The organism is Chloracidobacterium sp., from assembly GCA_016715795.1.
In the GTDB taxonomy this organism is placed as follows: domain Bacteria; phylum Acidobacteriota; class Blastocatellia; order Pyrinomonadales; family Pyrinomonadaceae; genus OLB17.
Genome location: JADJXP010000002.1, coordinates 724,759 through 741,667 on the forward strand (window position 1 = coordinate 724,759; position 16,909 = coordinate 741,667).

14 protein-coding genes are annotated in these 16,909 nt (G+C 56.6%); 3 read left to right on the forward strand and 11 right to left on the reverse strand.

What is annotated here, in order from left to right; translation table 11 throughout:
- Positions 1–31: 31 nt before the first annotated feature.
- Positions 32–1,429: an HD domain-containing protein gene (locus IPM59_08190; protein ID MBK9215567.1), complete on the forward strand. Its 1,398-nt coding sequence runs from the start codon at positions 32–34 to the stop codon at positions 1,427–1,429.
- Positions 1,430–1,469: 40 nt separating this feature from the next.
- Here the strand turns inward: IPM59_08190 and rpoD are convergent, their stop codons facing one another.
- The 6 genes from rpoD to IPM59_08220 form a co-directional block, all read right to left on the reverse strand.
- On the reverse strand, positions 1,470–3,197 hold the full coding sequence (gene rpoD, locus IPM59_08195) for an RNA polymerase sigma factor RpoD (protein MBK9215568.1): 1,728 nt from the start codon (positions 3,195–3,197) through the stop codon (positions 1,470–1,472).
- Positions 3,198–3,316: 119 nt separating this feature from the next.
- Positions 3,317–5,167 (reverse strand): DNA primase, encoded by a 1,851-nt coding sequence (locus IPM59_08200; GenBank protein MBK9215569.1) that lies wholly within the window; start codon positions 5,165–5,167, stop codon positions 3,317–3,319.
- On the reverse strand, positions 5,167–5,583 hold the full coding sequence (locus IPM59_08205) for a PIN domain-containing protein (protein ID MBK9215570.1): 417 nt from the start codon (positions 5,581–5,583) through the stop codon (positions 5,167–5,169). Before IPM59_08205 ends, IPM59_08200 begins: the two co-directional genes overlap by 1 nt.
- Positions 5,583–5,942, reverse strand: a complete 360-nt coding sequence (locus IPM59_08210) for a UPF0175 family protein (GenBank protein ID MBK9215571.1) — start codon at positions 5,940–5,942, stop codon at positions 5,583–5,585. Before IPM59_08210 ends, IPM59_08205 begins: the two co-directional genes overlap by 1 nt.
- 98 nt (positions 5,943–6,040) lie before the next feature.
- On the reverse strand, positions 6,041–8,506 hold the full coding sequence (locus IPM59_08215; GenBank protein ID MBK9215572.1) for a Smr/MutS family protein: 2,466 nt from the start codon (positions 8,504–8,506) through the stop codon (positions 6,041–6,043).
- 91 nt (positions 8,507–8,597) lie between these two features.
- Complete coding sequence (locus IPM59_08220; protein ID MBK9215573.1) at positions 8,598–8,987, reverse strand: DUF393 domain-containing protein; 390 nt, start codon at positions 8,985–8,987, stop codon at positions 8,598–8,600.
- Between the two features lie 65 nt (positions 8,988–9,052).
- Between IPM59_08220 and ada the strand changes: the two genes are divergently transcribed.
- The gene (gene ada / locus IPM59_08225; GenBank protein MBK9215574.1) at positions 9,053–10,099 is read left to right on the forward strand and encodes a bifunctional DNA-binding transcriptional regulator/O6-methylguanine-DNA methyltransferase Ada; all 1,047 of its coding nucleotides are present in this window, start codon (positions 9,053–9,055) and stop codon (positions 10,097–10,099) included.
- A gap of 16 nt (positions 10,100–10,115) precedes the next feature.
- On the opposite strand, the gene msrB is transcribed toward ada, so the two are convergent.
- The 3 genes from msrB to priA form a co-directional block, all read right to left on the reverse strand.
- The gene (gene msrB, locus IPM59_08230) at positions 10,116–10,562 is read right to left on the reverse strand and encodes a peptide-methionine (R)-S-oxide reductase MsrB (protein MBK9215575.1); all 447 of its coding nucleotides are present in this window, start codon (positions 10,560–10,562) and stop codon (positions 10,116–10,118) included.
- Positions 10,563–10,585: 23 nt separating this feature from the next.
- A complete protein-coding gene (gene lpxD, locus IPM59_08235; protein ID MBK9215576.1) occupies positions 10,586–11,611 on the reverse strand; it encodes a UDP-3-O-(3-hydroxymyristoyl)glucosamine N-acyltransferase in 1,026 nt (341 codons plus the stop codon).
- Positions 11,612–11,688: 77 nt separating this feature from the next.
- Positions 11,689–13,929 (reverse strand): primosomal protein N', encoded by a 2,241-nt coding sequence (gene priA / locus IPM59_08240; GenBank protein ID MBK9215577.1) that lies wholly within the window; start codon positions 13,927–13,929, stop codon positions 11,689–11,691.
- Between the two features lie 187 nt (positions 13,930–14,116).
- On the opposite strand from priA, the gene IPM59_08245 reads away from it, so the two are divergent.
- Positions 14,117–14,620, forward strand: coding sequence for a hypothetical protein (locus IPM59_08245; GenBank protein MBK9215578.1), 504 nt, complete (start codon positions 14,117–14,119; stop codon positions 14,618–14,620).
- Between the two features lie 337 nt (positions 14,621–14,957).
- On the opposite strand, the gene IPM59_08250 is transcribed toward IPM59_08245, so the two are convergent.
- A complete protein-coding gene (locus IPM59_08250) occupies positions 14,958–15,245 on the reverse strand; it encodes a hypothetical protein (GenBank protein ID MBK9215579.1) in 288 nt (95 codons plus the stop codon).
- A 683-nt stretch (positions 15,246–15,928) separates the two neighbouring features.
- Positions 15,929–16,870, reverse strand: coding sequence for an ABC transporter ATP-binding protein (locus IPM59_08255; protein ID MBK9215580.1), 942 nt, complete (start codon positions 16,868–16,870; stop codon positions 15,929–15,931).
- Positions 16,871–16,909 lie beyond the last annotated feature (39 nt).

Here is a 16,909-nt window from a genome sequence, read left to right on the forward strand (position 1 = left end):
GTGCGGCCGAAAAACTGGGTTAGACTGATTAATGATGAGCGACGCTCCAACAACCGTGCTCGACCTGGCAACGGCCGTCCGCGATGCGGGCGGGCGGGCGATGTTGAATGGCGGCTGCGTTCGCGATCCGTTGCTCACGCCGCCGCAGGCATCGAAGGACTGGGACCTTGAGATCTACGGCGTTGAGGCGGAGCGGCTGCGTGAGATCATTGCGAGATTTGGCGAGGTCAATGTCGTCGGCGAGGCGTTCGCGGTCTATAAGGTCGGGCGGCATTTGGACGTTTCGCTGCCGCGCCGGGAGCGAAAAGCGTCTCGCGGGCATCGCGGGTTTATTGTCGAGGGCGATCCGTCGATGTCGTTTGAGGATGCATGCAGACGGCGGGATTTTACGATCAACGCGATACTGAAAGACCCGCTCACGGGCGAGATCGTCGATCCGTTTGACGGTCAGAGTGACATTGCACGCCGCACGCTGCGGATGGTATCACCCGATACATTTGCCGAGGACAGCCTCCGAGTGCTGCGCGGGGCGCAGTTTGCGGCGAGGTTTGAGTTTGAGATCGAGCCCGAAACGGCCGACGTTTGCCGCACGATCGATGTGACCGATCTGCCGCGCGAACGCATCTGGGGCGAGCTTGAAAAACTGCTGCTAAAGGCACGGCAACCGTCGATCGGACTGCGTTGGCTTTATGATCTTGGTGTTGTCGATCAGATATTTCCAGAGCTTGCGTCGTTGGTCGGCGTGCCGCAGGAGCCAGATTGGCATCCTGAGGGCGACGTTGACGTTCACACACTGATGGTCTGCGACGAGGCGCGAAGGCTGATCGACGATCTCGATCGCGCACGTCAGGCCGCCGTCATGCTCGGAGCTCTTTGCCACGACCTCGGCAAACCGCCGACAACGGAGCAGATCGACGGCCGTATCCGCTCGCGCGGACACGACGAAGCGGGCGTTGAACCGACATTATCGTTGCTCGACCGTCTCGGCATCTTTACGCTTGATGGTTTTGATGTGCGCGAACAGATCGTCCAACTCGTCCGCTATCACCTCGTCCCCGGCGAATGGCACAAGGCCAAATCGCCCGTCGGCGACGGAGCATTCCGCCGCCTCGCCCGCAAGGTCGAGCCCGACCTGCTCTATCGTGTCGCCAAAGCCGACACCCTCGGCCGCTACCCGCAAGGCGACCGCAGCAAGATGATCTTCGGCTCCGAAGCGCAGGAATGGTTCATCGAAAAGGTCCGCTCCCTACAGGTCGAGAAACGCGCCCCCGAACCCATCCTAAAAGGCCGCCATCTGATCGAACTAGGCCTCGAACCCGGCCCGGACTTCAAACGCATTCTCGATGCGGTCTATGAGTTGCAATTAGACGGGAAGATAAGGGACCTGGAAGAAGCGATAGAAACCGCGAAAAACACGAAAACACACTAAATCGAGGTTTTGCGTGTTTCGTGTTTTTCGCGGTTACTGCTTATGGTTTTCCTTCGAGAAAGGCTTTTAGCCGCCGCGACCGCGACGGATGCCGCAGCTTTCTCAGGGCTTTTGCCTCGATCTGGCGGATGCGTTCGCGGGTGACGGCGAAGTGTTGGCCGACCTCTTCGAGCGTGTGCTCGCTGCCGGTCGAGCCGAGGCCGAAGCGCATCTTGATGACCTTTTCCTCACGCGGCGTGAGCGTGGCGAGCACTTCGTCTGTGATCTCGCGGAGGTTTGAGAACGTCACCGATTCGGCCGGATTCAGTATCGAGCGGTCCTCGATAAAATCGCCGAGGTGTGAATCTTCTTCTTCGCCTATGGGCGTTTCGAGCGAGATCGGTTCCTGCGCGATCTTTAGGACCTTGCGGACCTTTGAGACCGGAATGTCCATCCGCTTTGCGATCTCCTCGCTCGTCGGTTCGCGACCGAGTTCCTGAACCAGCAGGCGCGAGGTGCGGATCAGCTTGTTGATCGTTTCGATCATGTGCACCGGAATGCGGATCGTGCGTGCCTGGTCGGCGATAGCACGCGTGATGGCTTGGCGGATCCACCACGTGGCGTAGGTCGAGAACTTATAGCCGCGTCGCCACTCGAATTTATCAACGGCCTTCATCAGGCCGATATTGCCTTCCTGAATGAGGTCGAGGAACTGCAGGCCGCGGTTGGTGTATTTCTTGGCGATCGAGACGACGAGACGCAGGTTGGCCTCGACTAGTTCGCGTTTGGCCTTATTGGTCTCAAATTCACCAACGTTGATCGTCTGCAGCGAACGCTTGATCTCGACGGCAGGCAGGCGGTACTTTTCCTCGATCTCAGCGATGACGGCCTTGGCCTCGCGGACCTTGGCGTTAAGTTCTTTCTTTACAGGTGCTTCGGGTTTTTTCTCGAGCTTGTCCTTGGCCTTCTTGATCGTTTTTTCAGCGTCCTTGATATCACCCACAACCTTTCGAATGGCTGCGATCAACACCTGGCGCGAACGCTCGGTCAGGTTGAGATTCTTGATCTCCTGGGCGATATCGAGACGCAGGCGGGCGGTGTTTCGCTTGAGGCGAAGCAGCTTTTTGGTCTTTTTACCGGCCGTCTTTTCCTGCTCGTTGAGGAGTTGCGTCCACGATTTAAGTGCTACTTGATAGTTGCCGCGAATGCTCTCGATGCCCTCAAGCGTCCAGCGCAGATACTCCTCGGCCTTGTCCTCCTCGACCGAGATCTCGGCCTGTTCGCTAAATACGACCGTCTCGCGGATGCCCTGTTTGCCTGCGACGAGGTCTTCGCCGATCTTGAGCAGGCGTTCGACGGCGATGGGCGAACGCGAAATGGTCTTATGCGTTTTGATCTGGCCGCGCTCGATGCGCTTGGCAATAGCAACCTCGCCCTCACGGTTGAGCAGCGGCACGACGCCCATCTCGCGCAGGTAAAGGCGAACCGGGTCATTTGATTTATCGAGCACACCGGCCGACAGATCGAGGTCGAGATCCTCTTCCTCTTCCGCCGTTTCCTCTTCGTCGTCGAGGGCGAGACTTGAGGCGCGTTCGAGCAATTGGGCATCCGATTCGGCTACGGAGATATCGGCGCTCTCCAGGCGTTCGAGGACATCCTCAATGTCCTCAGCTGAGAGCATATTTGCCGGCAGCTCACGATGAAGGTCATCGAGGCTCAGCCCCTTCTTGCGCTTGCCGCGGGCTATCAGGCGGTCTACTAAGTCTTGTTTCTCGTCGTAATCGGGCATATTCAGCGATAAATGCGGTTTGATCTATATAGCGTGAAGATAGTTGTTCTCAATATTCTAACGGCGGCGGCCGGGAAAATGTTGCGCCCCTGCCGTCCGGAATCAAATCGTAAAGTATATCACAAATCTTTGATGCGTTGCTGAAGGCTGCGGCGAATCTTTTCCAACTCCAATTGCTCGGCCGCGAGTTGATTGGCGAGCTTGATATTGCCGGATTGCGTGGCCAGCGCAGCCTCGCGGCTGATCTCGGCAACCCGATGTCCAATAGCCATGCCGCGAAGAGCAAAAATACAGTCCTCGGCTTCGCGCAGAACGCGGTCGATAGGCTCGTCCGGGCGCGGCCTTGCGGCCTGAAGGACCTCGTGAGCTACGTTGAGCATGTCTTCGTCGTCATCGAGTTGTTCCATTAGCTCCTCGGGACCGATATCTTGCTTTCGCTGCTGTATGGCGACAAACGCCGCGAACATCTCGGCGGTCGCCAGGTGCTCATAATCGCTCGGTTCGATTATCGGCATTACCGTGTCGCGAAGCTCACGGTCGTAGGTTAGCAGCTCGAGCAGGCGGCGTTCGGCGATGGTGGTCTTTGGGCGGGCAGCGCGCGATATCTTCTGCGTGACCGCGGGTGAGATGCCGTGACGTTGTTGTGATAGGGAATTCCACAATTCACGCCTGAGGCCGGCGTCTTCGACGTGAAAGAACTCCATTGCCTGGTCAAAACTCTCGCGTTTCTGGATGCTGTTGCGGATCGCGGCAACGACAGGCAGGAATTCCTCGATCGCGGCGGCCTTTTGCTTGGCGTTTGCGATGTTTCGCTCTCCGACCGAGGTCCGCATGGCGAACTGCATAAAAGGCTCAGCGTTGCCGCGCGCCTGATCATAGGTCTTTTTCCCGTTCTCGCGGATAAAATCGTCAGGATCCTTACCGTCGGGCAGCACGAGCACCTTGACGTCAAAATCCTGCGGCAAAAGTTGTTCGATCGCCCGCCGCGCAGCCTTGATGCCCGCCGAGTCGCCGTCGTAATTGATGACGACGCTCTTTGCAAAGCGGCCAAGCAGCTTAGCCTGCTGCTCAGTAAACGCCGTCCCGAGGCTCGCTGCGACATTGGTCACGCCAAACTGGACGAGTGCGATCAAGTCGAGGTAGCCTTCGACGAGAATGCCGAACGTCTTCTTGCGGATAGCGTCCTTGCCTTGAAAGAGACCGTAGAGATGCTCGCTCTTGACGTATGCCGGCGTCTCGGGCGAATTGAGGTATTTCGGCTCATCGTCGGGTTTTAGCGCGCGTGCGCCGAATGCCACCGGCCGCCCGTTGACATCGAGCACCGGGAACATGATCCGCCCACGAAAGCGGTCGTACGTGCGTTCCTTCTCTTCGTTTACCGAGACAAGCCCGCTTTGCGCGATGACCTTTTCGTCCGCACCAAAGTCACGCAGCACGCTGAGCAGGCCGTCCCATTTATCAGGCGAAAGGCCGATGCGGAACCGCCGTTGTATCTCTTCAGAGATGCCCCGATTAGCGAGATATTCCCTCGCCTCTTTTGCCTTTTTACTTTTTCCTTGTAGTTCCTTTTCCCAAAACTCAAGCGCTACCTCGTTTAGCTCGATCACTTGATCGGCAAGCTGCTTCTTCTCTTCACGCTGCTGCTTTGACCGCTGAAAACTGACGTCATCGACCGGCTCGGGCAGCGGTACGCCGCTCATCTCGGCAACACGTTTGACGGCCTCGGGGAAGTTGAGCCCTTCCATCTCCATCAGAAAATTGAAAGCCGTCCCGCCCTTGCCGCAGCCGAAGCATTTATAAAATCCCTTTTCCGGACTCACCGAGAATGACGGTGTCTTTTCCTGATGAAACGGACAACACGCCATCCAGTTCCGCCCCTTTTTCTTCAAGTCCAGCGCATACGGCTGTATTATCCGCACCAGATCGGCCCGGGTCTTCAGGTCGTCAATGAAGTATTGGTCGAAGAGCATCAACCTTTCGAGACGAGACTCAGGAACTCAGTCGGATCATACACAGGAACCGGTGACGCCTCGAAATCACTGAAATTCCGCGTGACGATCGCGTCGAGGCGCTCAGCCACGGCGGCGGCTACCTGAACGGCATCCTCGAAATCAGATATTCCAAGATTCAGGGCGGCGTTGAGAACGCTTTCGTCGGTGCGGCAAATGCGGGTCAACCGGACAATGCGGCGAACAGCTTTAAAAGCATCTTCTCGCCCTTTAAGTTTACGTCCGATATAAAAAATATTGACCGGCGTGACGCTGGCTAAATGGATGGTGATTTGTTTACGAGCGTTGAGACGGAAGATCTCATTAGCATTCGGGAAGAAGGGTTCGCGACGAAGAAGAAAATCCAACGCGACATCTGTATCGAGCAGGATTTGCATTAGGAATGTTTTTCGGCAAGGTACTCTTCGATCAGTTCCCGGTCTTCTTCGCGAGTCATCGGGACATACTTGCCATCTGGTCGAAGCGAGCCGGCCAGACTCTCAGTTATTGCGATCCGCTCGTGGATCGCAACCTCGCCCATATCGTCTTCCAGTTCGTCGAGCGAATAGCCAAAGATCGACACTCCATACTTTCCGAGAGATTCGAGGAATTCTCGCTTCGATACCCCGGCCAAGTTCGCCGCCTGCCCGCCCGAGAGAGTTCCGTCTTCATACATCTTTGCGGCGAGCGTCATTTTCAGATCAAAATCACTAAGTTTGACGGAATCGGGCAAATTTATCTCAAGCGTCGCGGTCATAGTCAGATTTTCCGCCTAATGCCGTTTTGTGTCAACGAGAACCTCAAAATCGCGGCACGCATCTTCAGGTCGTCGATGAAGTATTGGTCGAAGACCATTTATCGTTTGAGTTCCGCAATTGTAGCACCGTGGCCGCCCTGGTTGTCGGGGGCGAACTCGAAGCGGGCGACTAGGTCGCTGGTTTTTAGGAAGTGGTGGACGTAGTTCTTTAGCGCTCCGGTGCCGAAGCCGTGGATGATGCGGACGCGAGGAACGCCGGACATGTAGGCTTCGTCGAGGAAGTGGTCGAGTTCGTATTCGGCGTCGGCGGTGGTACGGCCGATGAGGTTGAGTTCGGCGGCTGTGTCGGGGGCGTCGATGGGGCGGCCGAGTGGCATGCTGTGCTTACCTTTACCACGAGACAACTGGCCGCCCGCTGACGCAGGCGGTTCCGACAAGCGCAGATCGACAAGTTTTTCGCGGAGGCGGAGGTTGCCGACTAGGACCTCGGCGACCTCTTTGTCCATACGCTCGATGGTGCCGGTGTTACCGAAGGATGTGATGACTCTGCTGCCGACCGAGAGAACCACCCCGTCCGGCGAAGCGGCGGCCACCCCTCCTTCGTAAGGAGGGGAGCCTGATCTGGAACCTCCGCGTCTCGGCGTCTCTGCGGTTGAAATCTTCTGCATGACGGCGCGGTTTAGTTCGGACTTTCGAGTCAGGCGTTCTTTTTCGAGGCGGTTCTTGAGTGCTTTGTCTTCGATGGTTTTGAGAAATGCTTTCGACTGGCGGTCGAAATCGTCGACGGCGGCGGCTAGCTGACCTTCGAATTCTTTTTGCCGTGCTTTTTCCTTCTTTACAGCCTCGATCTCGAGACCGGCGAATTTCATCGCCACGGCTTCGCGTTCTTCTTCGAGAGCAGCACGAAGATCCTCGGCCTGGCGGGTTTCGGTTTGGAGTTTTTGGAGGTATTTTGCGGCCTCTTGGGCCGAGATGTCGAGATTTTTGCGTGCCGAGTCGATTACCTGCTGATCGATCCCAAAACGACGGGCGATCTCGATGCCGGATGAGGCACCGGCGAGGCCGATTAACAACCTATAAGTTGGCTGGAGCGTTTTTTCGTCGAATTCGACGGAGGCGTTGACGACGCCTTCGTCGTTGGCGGCGTACATTTTGAGGCCGCGATAGTGCGTCGAGGCGATGACGTGTGCACCGCAGTTGCGGCGGAAATGATCCACGATCGCCACGCCGAGGGCCGAGCCTTCGTCGGGGTCGGTCCCCGTGCCGGCCTCGTCGAGCAGGACGATCGATGGAGGTCGGCATTCGCGGATCATGCCGGCTATGTTCGACATATGAGATGAGAATGTCGATAGGTTGGCACTGAGCGATTGATGGTCGCCAATATCGGCGAGGACCGAGCGGTAAAAGGGAATTTTTGCGCCCTTTGCGGGAACTGGCAGGCCTGAGATCGCCATCAGGCTTAGCAGGCCGGCGGTCTTTAGAACGACCGTTTTGCCGCCGGCGTTGGCGCCGGAGATGATCATGACCGACTTGGTCGCCGTGAGAGTGAATGAGCATGGGACGATCTCGTTGTCCTCTCGGGGCACACTCCCTACCGGTCGTGTTTCCGCCTTCGTCGCCGTCGCCTTCAGGTTCTCTTCAAGCAATGGGTGTCGGGCATCGATGAGGTCGAGGGTGTCGTCCGTTATTTGAGGCACGACGGCGTTGAATTTACGGGCGAATTCGACCTTGGTCTTGATCGCGTCTAGCTCAGCGACCGCGTCAACGGCGGACTCGACGGCCGGGATCTGTTCGCGAAGCATTTCGGTTAGCGAAAACAGTATTTGGGCGACCTCGCGTTCCTCTTTGCCCTTGAGGTTTTGGAGTTCGTTGTTCGCCTCGATGGCGGCGAGCGGTTCGACATAAACGGTCTGGCCGCTGGATGAGAAGCCGTGCGCTACGCCGCCGACCTTGCCGCGAAAGTCGGCCTTTACGGGAATCACAAAGCGGTCGTTGCGGACCGTGACGATCTCGTCCTGGATCGCCGTTCCGGCCGCCCGCATAGCGGATTCGAGCGACTTTGTTAGTCGAGCGCGTTGGGCGTTTATCTCACGTCGGAGCGCGGCGAGTTCGGGCGAGGCATCGTCGTCGATCTCGCCGCTTGGTAGCAACTTCTTGTTGATCTGCTCGGTAACGGCGAGCAGCGATGGCGGAATATTCTCGACTATTTCCCACAGCGTCGGGGCCGCGTCCTTTTCTGGTTGGATAGCGGATCGGGCGAATAAAGCCTGTGCGCACACGCGTGAAATTTCGAGTAAAGCCATCGGTTCGAGGGCTGCGTTCTCGATGCGCAGCATGGCGAGTGGACCAGACGGGTCTCCGAGGCCGCTGAATGACCACGAAACTTGTTTCTCGTCAACGAGTTCGATGGCCTCAGAAATTGCTGCAAGGGCGGCGTCTAATTCGATACGGTTCGACAGCGGACACAGCGAGATTACCCGCTCCCGGCCTATGGGTGTTTGCGCGTTGCGGGCGACCAACTCGAGCAGGCGGCCGAATTCTAATGTGTCGAGCGAATAACTCATGAAAGAAGAATTAACCACAGATGAACACAGATAGACACGGATAGAGTTCTAGATGATCTGTGTGCATCTGTGTTTATCTGTGGTTATTTATTCATAAAAACCGATCTTTTAAATCGGGCGTCGGTATCATGCACACGTCCTTTTTGCCGAATAGTTTGTAGCGAAATTTTGCAAACAGCTTATAAAACCAGTCACGGATGAACGTGGGTATGACAATGAATGCGTATCCGAGCGACCATATTCCGCCCAATCCGCGAGCGATCTTCAGGGCAGCCGATGAGTGCGTGAACGCCTGACCGTCCTCAACCAAAATTATCGAATCAATATCATCACCGATATCAAGCTTAGCCCGCAGACTTTGGCCTGTCTCGGATTGCAGCGGCGCAAATTTGAAGCGTCCGTCAGGGTCATTCCTGATAATAAAATTCACCGCGCCGTTACAAAAATTGCAGACGCCGTCAAATAGAACGATCCTTTCCATCAATAAAAAATTCTACCGCAACAATCGGATAGATTTTAGCTGTGGCTGGGGATAGACTCGCAAACATGGATAGGGAACTGTATTGGCAAGCTGTTGAAACGAATGACGCGAGGTTTGACGGGGCGTTTGTGATCGGTGTGAAAACGACGGGCATATACTGCCGTCCCTCGTGTCGTGCCAGGCTGCCAAATCGTGCGAATGTTGATTTTTACGCGACGGTCGGGGCTGCCGAGAATAACGGCTTTCGGGCTTGCAAGCGGTGTCGTCCCAACGAGGTCAACTCGGTCGATCCGCAGGTCGACCGCGTGCTTCGAGTGTGCGAGTTGATCGACGGCGACGCTTTGACGCTGGGCGAACTTGCGGCGGCGGTCGGGTTGAGCAGCTATCATTTGCAGCGGAGCTTCAAGGAGATCATCGGAATTACGCCAAAAAAATACGCGGAGGCAAAACGAATGGAAAGGTTCAAGGATGAATTGCGGTCAGGCAGCGACGTGGTGACGGCGATGTATGAGGCGGGCTTCGGGTCGAGCAGCAGGTTGTATGAAAAAGCTTCAGATGGGCTCGGTATGACGCCGGCGGTTTACAAAAAAGGCGGGCAGGGAATGAAGATAAATTACACGATCGCCGATTGCGAGCTAGGTAAATTGCTCGTCGCGAGAACGAAACGCGGCATTTGCAGCGTTACGTTTGGCGATACCAAAAAAGAGCTCGCCGACGGCCTCTCACGGGAATTTCCAAACGCCGAGATCACCGAGGCATCGGACGATCTCGCCAACACGGTCGATGCGATCATCAAGTATCTTTTGGGCAAAAGTAGGCGGCTCGTCCTGCCGCTTGACCTGCAGGCAACGGCGTTTCAGATGCAGGTTTGGGATTTTTTGCGGAAGATACCTTATGGCGAGACTAGGTCGTATGCCGAAATTGCGGAGGCGTTGGGCGACAAAAAGAAGGTCCGTGCCGTCGCCCAAGCGTGTGCAAAAAATCGTGTGGCTGTACTTATTCCGTGCCACCGCGTCGTAGCGAGCGACGGCAAACTTAGCGGCTATCGCTGGGGCGTGGAGCGAAAGGCAAAGCTACTTGCCCGCGAGCGGACGGCTACTCATGCCGAATAGACTAGTGTCTTGTGGGTCACACTTTCTGCTCGACCGGCTCACCGTCCCGAAAAAACTCGAGCGACGCTGAATTCAGACAGTAGCGCAGCCCCGTAGGCGGTGGGCCGTCAGGGAAGACGTGGCCTTGATGACCACCGCAGCGGGCACACCTGATCTCGACGCGTCTCATTCCCCAACTGTTATCCTCGATATTGATTAGGTGCTGCATATCGAACGGAGCATAGAAGGACGGCCAACCTGTCCCTGAATCGAACTTGTTGGCAGATCTGAACAACGGCAGGCCGCAGAGACGGCAAGCGTATATGCCATCCAGCTTGTTATCGAGGAGCGTTCCGCAAAATGCCGGTTCGGTACCGTGGTTCAATAGAATCCGGTACTCGTCATCGCTAAGGTCCTGGGCGAGGCGTTGGATGGTGTCGCCTGACAACGGCGTTATGTCGTAGCCGGAATCTGATGTTTTCATAACAAAGGGTTGCCGCCCTATGATTACGGTTCGGCCCCAAAGACCTTCTTCTCTAGTTTTCTAAGCCGGGTTGCAAACTCGCCAAGCCTCCTGAACGCCGCAGTCGAGCGGAGCCAGTCCTTATTATCGAATCCCGGAATACCGGATATCACTTTCCCCGGTTCGACATCGTGGGAGGTCGCGGACTTCGCAGTGATTATAACGTCGTCACCGACCTTCAGGTGGCCTGCGATGCCGACCTGGCCGGTCAACAGGACGCGTTTGCCGATGTGCGAACTTCCGGCCAGGCCTGTTTGCGAGCAGATGAGTGTATCTTCGTCAACCGTGCACGAATGGCCTATCTGGACGAGATTGTCGATCTTTGTTCCGCGTCTGATGCGTGTCTCGCCGACCGAAGCGCAGTCGATCGCGGTATTCGCACCGATCTCGACGTCATCCTCGAGGACTACGCGGCCGGTCTGCGGTATCTTGAGCCAGCGTCGATTCTCGGTCTTCGCATAACCGAAACCATCGCATCCGATCGTGGAATTGTTGTGGACAATACAGTTGCGGCCGATCTCGCAATTCTCACGGACAGAAACGCCCGAATGAATGGTCGTGTTCTCCCCGATGCTGACCCCATCGTAGATGGTCGCATTCGGCATGATCCTTACGCCGTCGCTGATCGTGCAACCAGCCCCGATCACCACATTCGCGTGTATCTCGACCGCGGCGGCTACATTCGCGGAGGGATCGATAACGGCCGTCGGATGCTGGAAGGCAAGCACCTCAGGCTCTGGGAAGAAGGCCCTAAGCGCAAGCGTGTAGGCGACGTATGCATCCGTTGCACGGAGGATCGCGATGTCCTCGCGGTCAATATCAACACCTGAACTCAGGAATATTGCCGAACCCTTTGTCGTAGCGACCTGCGGTGTGTATGTTGGATTCGCGAGGAAGGTTACCTCGCCCGGAGCCGCGATATCGAGCCCTGCCGCCGACGTAATCTCGGTATCGGGCGATCCGCGTTCAACCGTAGCTTTTGTGACAGCAGCGAGGTCGGACAGCTTCATCTTTCGAAATTTTACCGAAATCCAGCAAAAACGGTTAGTCGCCAATTAGCACGGACGGGGGCAGTTTGCCGGCCATGCTACATCAGGTTTATTGGGTCGATCTCGATAAAGACGCTTCGCATGTCGCATCCGCGAGCTTCTGCGTTCGCGATGGCGTTGTCGAGAGTGTCGCGAAGAGCGCGCCGTGAGAGGCCTTTGATGATGATCTGGATGCGGTATTCGTTCTTTAGGCGGCTGATCGATGCCGGTGCGGGGCCGAGTATGCGGACGTGGCGTGTGGTGTTTGCGGAGTCCAGGGATTGCCGCAGAATGTTGGCCTGCCGCATTGCGTGGCCGTGGTCGCGGTGCTTGATCATCATCGACGCGAGCACGACAAACGGGGGATACGCCAGCCTCTCGCGAAAGCGAATTTCCTCATTATAAAAGCCCTCATAATCCTGCCGCATCGCGTGCCGCAGGGCGTAGTGGTCGGGGTAATAGGTTTGGATCAGGACATTGCCGGGCTTGTCGCCACGGCCGGAGCGGCCGGCGACTTGGGTTATCAACTGGAACGTCCTCTCGGCAGACCTTAGGTCGGGCATGCCGAGGCCGATATCGATGCCGACAACGCCGACCAACGTTACGTTCGGAAAGTCGTGCCCCTTCGCGATCATTTGCGTGCCGACAAGCATGTCGAGGCCGCCGGCGGCAAAGTCGAGCAGCACCTGGTCGAGCTCGCCCTTGTGCGTCATCGTGTCGCGATCGACACGGGCGATCCGCATCGCGGGAAAGCGTTTGATCAACTGGTCGGAGAGGTTCTCGGTGCCCTCGCCGATGAAATAGAGATATTCGCTCTCGCACTTCGGGCAAATTCGCGGCGCGGTGATGCGGTAGTTGCAGTAATGGCAGATCAGCTTGCCGTCGCGACGGTGGAACGTCAGCGTGATGTCGCAGTTGCGGCATTTGATCGCCTCGCCGCATGAGCGGCACAGCACGAATTGCGAAAAGCCGCGGCGGTTGAGCAGCACGATTGATTGCTCGCCGCGAGCATGCGTGGCAGCGATGGCTTCGAGCAGTTCGGGCGACAGGGCAACGTCCTTGCCCGCACGCTTGAAAACCTCACGCATATCCACGATCCGGGCGTCGGCCAGCGAGCGTCCCGCGATGCGTTCGGGAAGCTGTAAATATGTGTATTTGCCACTTTTAGCATTGTGAAAAGATTCCATCGCCGGCGTCGCCGAGCCGAGAACGGCGACGGCATTGGCAAAATGCGCACGCATCACGGCTACGTCGCGTGCATGATAGAAAGGTGACTCGTGCTGGCGATACGATCCGTCGTGTTCCTCGTCCACGATCACGAGGCCGAGATTCTCAAGCGGCGCAAAGACGGCAGAGCGTGTTCCGATGGCGATTCGCGCCTGTCCCAATCGAATTCGTCGCCATTCGTCGTAGCGCTCGCCGGTGCCGAGGCTCGAATGCAGTATCGCGACCTGCGACCCAAACACTGACCTCAGCCGCCGCGAAAAGATCGGCGTCAACGCGATCTCGGGCACGAGCATCAATGCCGACAGCCCTTCGTCGAGGGCCGCGCGCATCGCGCGAATATAAACCTCCGTCTTGCCGCTGCCCGTCACGCCGTGCAGCAAAAACGCGTGATACTCGCCTTTCTTCAACGCCTCAACAACGCTGTCCAACGCCGTCTGCTGATCGCTCGTCAGCTCGAATTTCTCAACGTCAGGGAACTCGGCCCGGTTTAATGGGTCGCGGCGAACGTCCTCGACATAGACCTCGATACAACCGCGTTTCACGAGCGTGTTCAGCGGCGACGCAGTGACGTCCGCTTGTTCCAGCACCTCGGTCCACAGCATCGTGCCGCCATTCGAGGCGAGCATCTCGATGACGAATTTCTGCTGTTCGCTGAGCGTTTTGTCGCTGTCCAGCGGAATGTCGCTGAGCAAGCGAACGGCCTTGCGCCGCTTTGGCCGGACGCGTTCAGCATGAAGCCCGGCGGGCAACGCCGCCTTGAGCATCTCGCCCGGAAACGACGCGTAATAATCCGCCGTCCATTCGGCGAGCTTTAGTATTTCCGGTGTGATGAGCGGCTCTTCGTCGACGATCTCGTAAACGTCCTTGAGTTTCGATTCATCAAGGTCCGCGGGCATCTCGCCATGCAAGCCTACGGCGTAGCCTGTCAGGTTCCGCTTGCCGAACGGCAATTTCAACCGAGCGCCGACCACTATCGAACCGCGCAGCTGTTCCGGCACACGATACGTAAAATGCCGCCTCAACGGCACCGGCAACGCGGCCTCGACGAATTTGGGTTGTTTCTTGGGCGGCACTCAGAAGTAACTTTAACCTAAAGACACAGACACGTGAAAACCTACGCAAATTTGGCCGCGGATAACGCGGATAACACAGATAAAGAAAAGATGGATAAGCGCTTTTCATATCTGTTCTTATCCGTTTCATCCGCGTGATCCGCGGCCAAATTCGCTTTCGTGACTCTCTGCGTTAGAATAAACGCGCATGCAAGAGATGTTCGCCGCACCTGAGAAAAAGCGTATCAACCCGATCCTGATCATCGGCGCCGTTATCGGCCTTGTGGCCGTTGGGGTCGCTATCGCGCTGCTAATGCGGACGCCGTCGATCGAGGACCAGACGGCGGCGATCCTTGCCGGGTCGCACCGCGAAGGCTCGCCTGAATACGCCGACCTCAACAAGGACATCATCCTCTCGACCGACGACCGAACGGTTCAGTCGCCGACCGGCCTCGGCACGATCTCGATGTTCATCCACGGCAAGGTCCGCAATAAGGGCACGCGCACCATCACCGCCCTGGAGGTAAACGTCGCCGTCGTCACACAATTTGGAGACGTGCTGAAAGAACGCCGCCTGCTTGTCGTCCCCGTCCAACAGCCGACGCTCGGCCCCGACGAGACCGTGCCCGTTACGCTCACGCTCGACGGCTTCAAAAAAGAGGACGACCGCGCGAACATTCGCTGGAAGGTCACGGCGATCAGGGCAGAGTAGTAAGATTGGCGCAGGGTGCATCGCCGAAAACCTAACGCCCGCTAATGCTCGAGAAAATTAGACGGCTTAATTCTCGGTGGAATGATCGATGGTGTTATCTTTTGGTCTAAGGTCCTTACTTCGAGAGGATGCCCGGTTTGCTGCTGCGGTGCCGTAAACCGCGGCGGCGGATCATATCCATCGGGCCTTCCGGCACAAACGCCGCCACCGGACGGTTGTGGTACGCACACCGAGCCGCTTGGGCACATCACACGTCGCAATGAGGGGATGAGGACAACCCCATTTTCGCCGTCGCATACCTGCGCAGCATTGAAGAACTCAGCAGACCCATTCGTAGTTAGATCGCAATCTTCATCACGGTTCTGAGCATCCCAAACCTCACGATTGCCGGGACTAATTGCAGGGTCAGAATCGTTACAGTCTCGACCGCGACATTCAATTGACGCATACCCGTCGCTATCTCTATCGGCACCCGCACATGAGGAGGGGGCACACCCAATGCGTTCAAAACAGGTCTGATCCCGACCGCACTTAACTGGCGTTCCGGCTCGGCATCCACGCGAGTCGGATCCGGGCTTACCCGGGCGACAAAGCTCATCGCCATTGCAAAACCTATGATCTGCACAGTCAGAGTCGCTTCTGCATTGGCCTACTGGATTGAGCAAGTTGCTGTAAAGGGTCAGCGTTCCCGCGCCAGTTAGTGTCTCTGGTGAGCCGGCTCTCCTTCCTAAGGGCTCATGGTTGGAGAAGTCAAGGTCGAGGGAATATGGCTCAGAAAGAAACTTGTCGTATGCTCCTGGGCGGAGACAATATACGTACAAGTCGTCCGGGAAGAAACTCCAGGTATCAGGCTTAAGCAGCAGGCCGTCGCCCGGATCCAATCGATAAGTCAATGTAACCAGACGAACTTCTCTTAACAAGTCGTACGGGGACTGAATTCGCCAGGCTGGCCTGCCGGCGGGAATCGATACCCCGGCCCTTGCTAACGGCATTGTGAGCCTTTCGCCCCGCTGAAACAAGACCTCAACATTTGCAAAGGTTGCAGAGCCGCCGCGAAGGTCATCCAAGATATGGAGGCGGATTCCAACCCAACACTCGGCATACGCGGAAAGTGGTAGAGCCCATAAGACAAACGCAACCCCAAAGATACACCGCGAAGCGAATGACCACGACAACCTCATAGGATCTCAACCTCCGAGCCCTCAGCAGCAGATCGGCTGCTTCTACGGACTTTCGGGAATAATAGACCTAACTGACGCATGTCTGCAAGCGATCGAACGATCACGCATTCGTACTCTCCGCTCCTCTTCATTCAACGGTTTTCCGAACAAATAGTTCTTCCAAGGACTGTTTAACGGGTTGTATCGAGGTCAATCGGCCCCCTGCGGCCCGCGTGGTCTGAAGTACGGCCTCGATATCGGATTCGTCCATCACTTGAATACTCGCACCACTGGGCTTAGGCCTGATCGAGGCTCCCGCTATGAACTCGATCTGATCCCGTATCGCGTCAAACTCAACGCCCTGAACATTGATCTCCAATACCCAGGATTCGTCGTCCGACGTCAAAAGCTCATCCAGTTTGCCTGAAGCGGCGAGTTTACCCGCGCGAAGGATGGCTACCTCGTCGCACAATGCCTCGATGTCCGAGAGAATGTGCGTTGACATAAAAACGGTCGTGCCTTTGTCCCTGAGGCCTGCAATTAGCTCGCGGATCTCGCGACGGCCGACGGGGTCGAGGCCGGACATCGGCTCGTCGAGAAAGACGATCTCGGGGTCGTTTATTAGCGATTGAGCGAGTCCGACGCGTTGGAGCATGCCTTTGGAATACTTGCGAAGCTGCCGTTTGCGGTCCTTCTCGGCCAAGCCGACGGCCGTCAGCAGAGCGTCGGTCTTTTCCTTACGTGTCGCTTCGTCAAACCCGAACAACTGCCCAAAATAGTCCATCAATTCGTTCGCCGTCAGGTAATCATAGAAGTAAGGATTCTCAGGACAATATCCGATCCGCCGGTGCATCGCGACATCTGCGATGTCGCTGCCGAGTATTTTCGCCGAGCCCTCGGTGGGGAATATCAGTCCCATCAAAAGCTTGATCGTCGTCGTCTTGCCCGCACCATTGCCGCCCAGAAACCCGAATATCTGCCCGCCGCGAACGTTCAAGCTCAACCCATCCAACGCCCGGACCTTGGTCTTTTTGAGAAAACCTTTCTCGTAATCCTTGCTAAGGTTATTTATCTCAATAACAATTTCCATCAACAATATGATTCAACCACACAAAATCTCCAGGTCAGG

What these genes read in the sequence shown, in the direction of transcription:
- IPM59_08190 (MBK9215567.1), top strand. Translation starts at nt 32, where the DNA reads ATGATGAGCGACGCTCCAACAACCGTGCTCGACCTGGCAACGGCCGTC.
- rpoD (MBK9215568.1), bottom strand. Translation starts at nt 3,197, where the DNA reads ATGCCCGATTACGACGAGAAACAAGACTTAGTAGACCGCCTGATAGCC.
- IPM59_08200 (MBK9215569.1), bottom strand. Translation starts at nt 5,167, where the DNA reads ATGCTCTTCGACCAATACTTCATTGACGACCTGAAGACCCGGGCCGAT.
- IPM59_08205 (MBK9215570.1), bottom strand. Translation starts at nt 5,583, where the DNA reads ATGCAAATCCTGCTCGATACAGATGTCGCGTTGGATTTTCTTCTTCGT.
- IPM59_08210 (MBK9215571.1), bottom strand. Translation starts at nt 5,942, where the DNA reads ATGACCGCGACGCTTGAGATAAATTTGCCCGATTCCGTCAAACTTAGT.
- IPM59_08215 (MBK9215572.1), bottom strand. Translation starts at nt 8,506, where the DNA reads ATGAGTTATTCGCTCGACACATTAGAATTCGGCCGCCTGCTCGAGTTG.
- IPM59_08220 (MBK9215573.1), bottom strand. Translation starts at nt 8,987, where the DNA reads ATGGAAAGGATCGTTCTATTTGACGGCGTCTGCAATTTTTGTAACGGC.
- ada (MBK9215574.1), top strand. Translation starts at nt 9,053, where the DNA reads ATGGATAGGGAACTGTATTGGCAAGCTGTTGAAACGAATGACGCGAGG.
- msrB (MBK9215575.1), bottom strand. Translation starts at nt 10,562, where the DNA reads ATGAAAACATCAGATTCCGGCTACGACATAACGCCGTTGTCAGGCGAC.
- lpxD (MBK9215576.1), bottom strand. Translation starts at nt 11,611, where the DNA reads ATGAAGCTGTCCGACCTCGCTGCTGTCACAAAAGCTACGGTTGAACGC.
- IPM59_08245 (MBK9215578.1), top strand. Translation starts at nt 14,117, where the DNA reads ATGCAAGAGATGTTCGCCGCACCTGAGAAAAAGCGTATCAACCCGATC.
- IPM59_08255 (MBK9215580.1), bottom strand. Translation starts at nt 16,870, where the DNA reads ATGGAAATTGTTATTGAGATAAATAACCTTAGCAAGGATTACGAGAAA.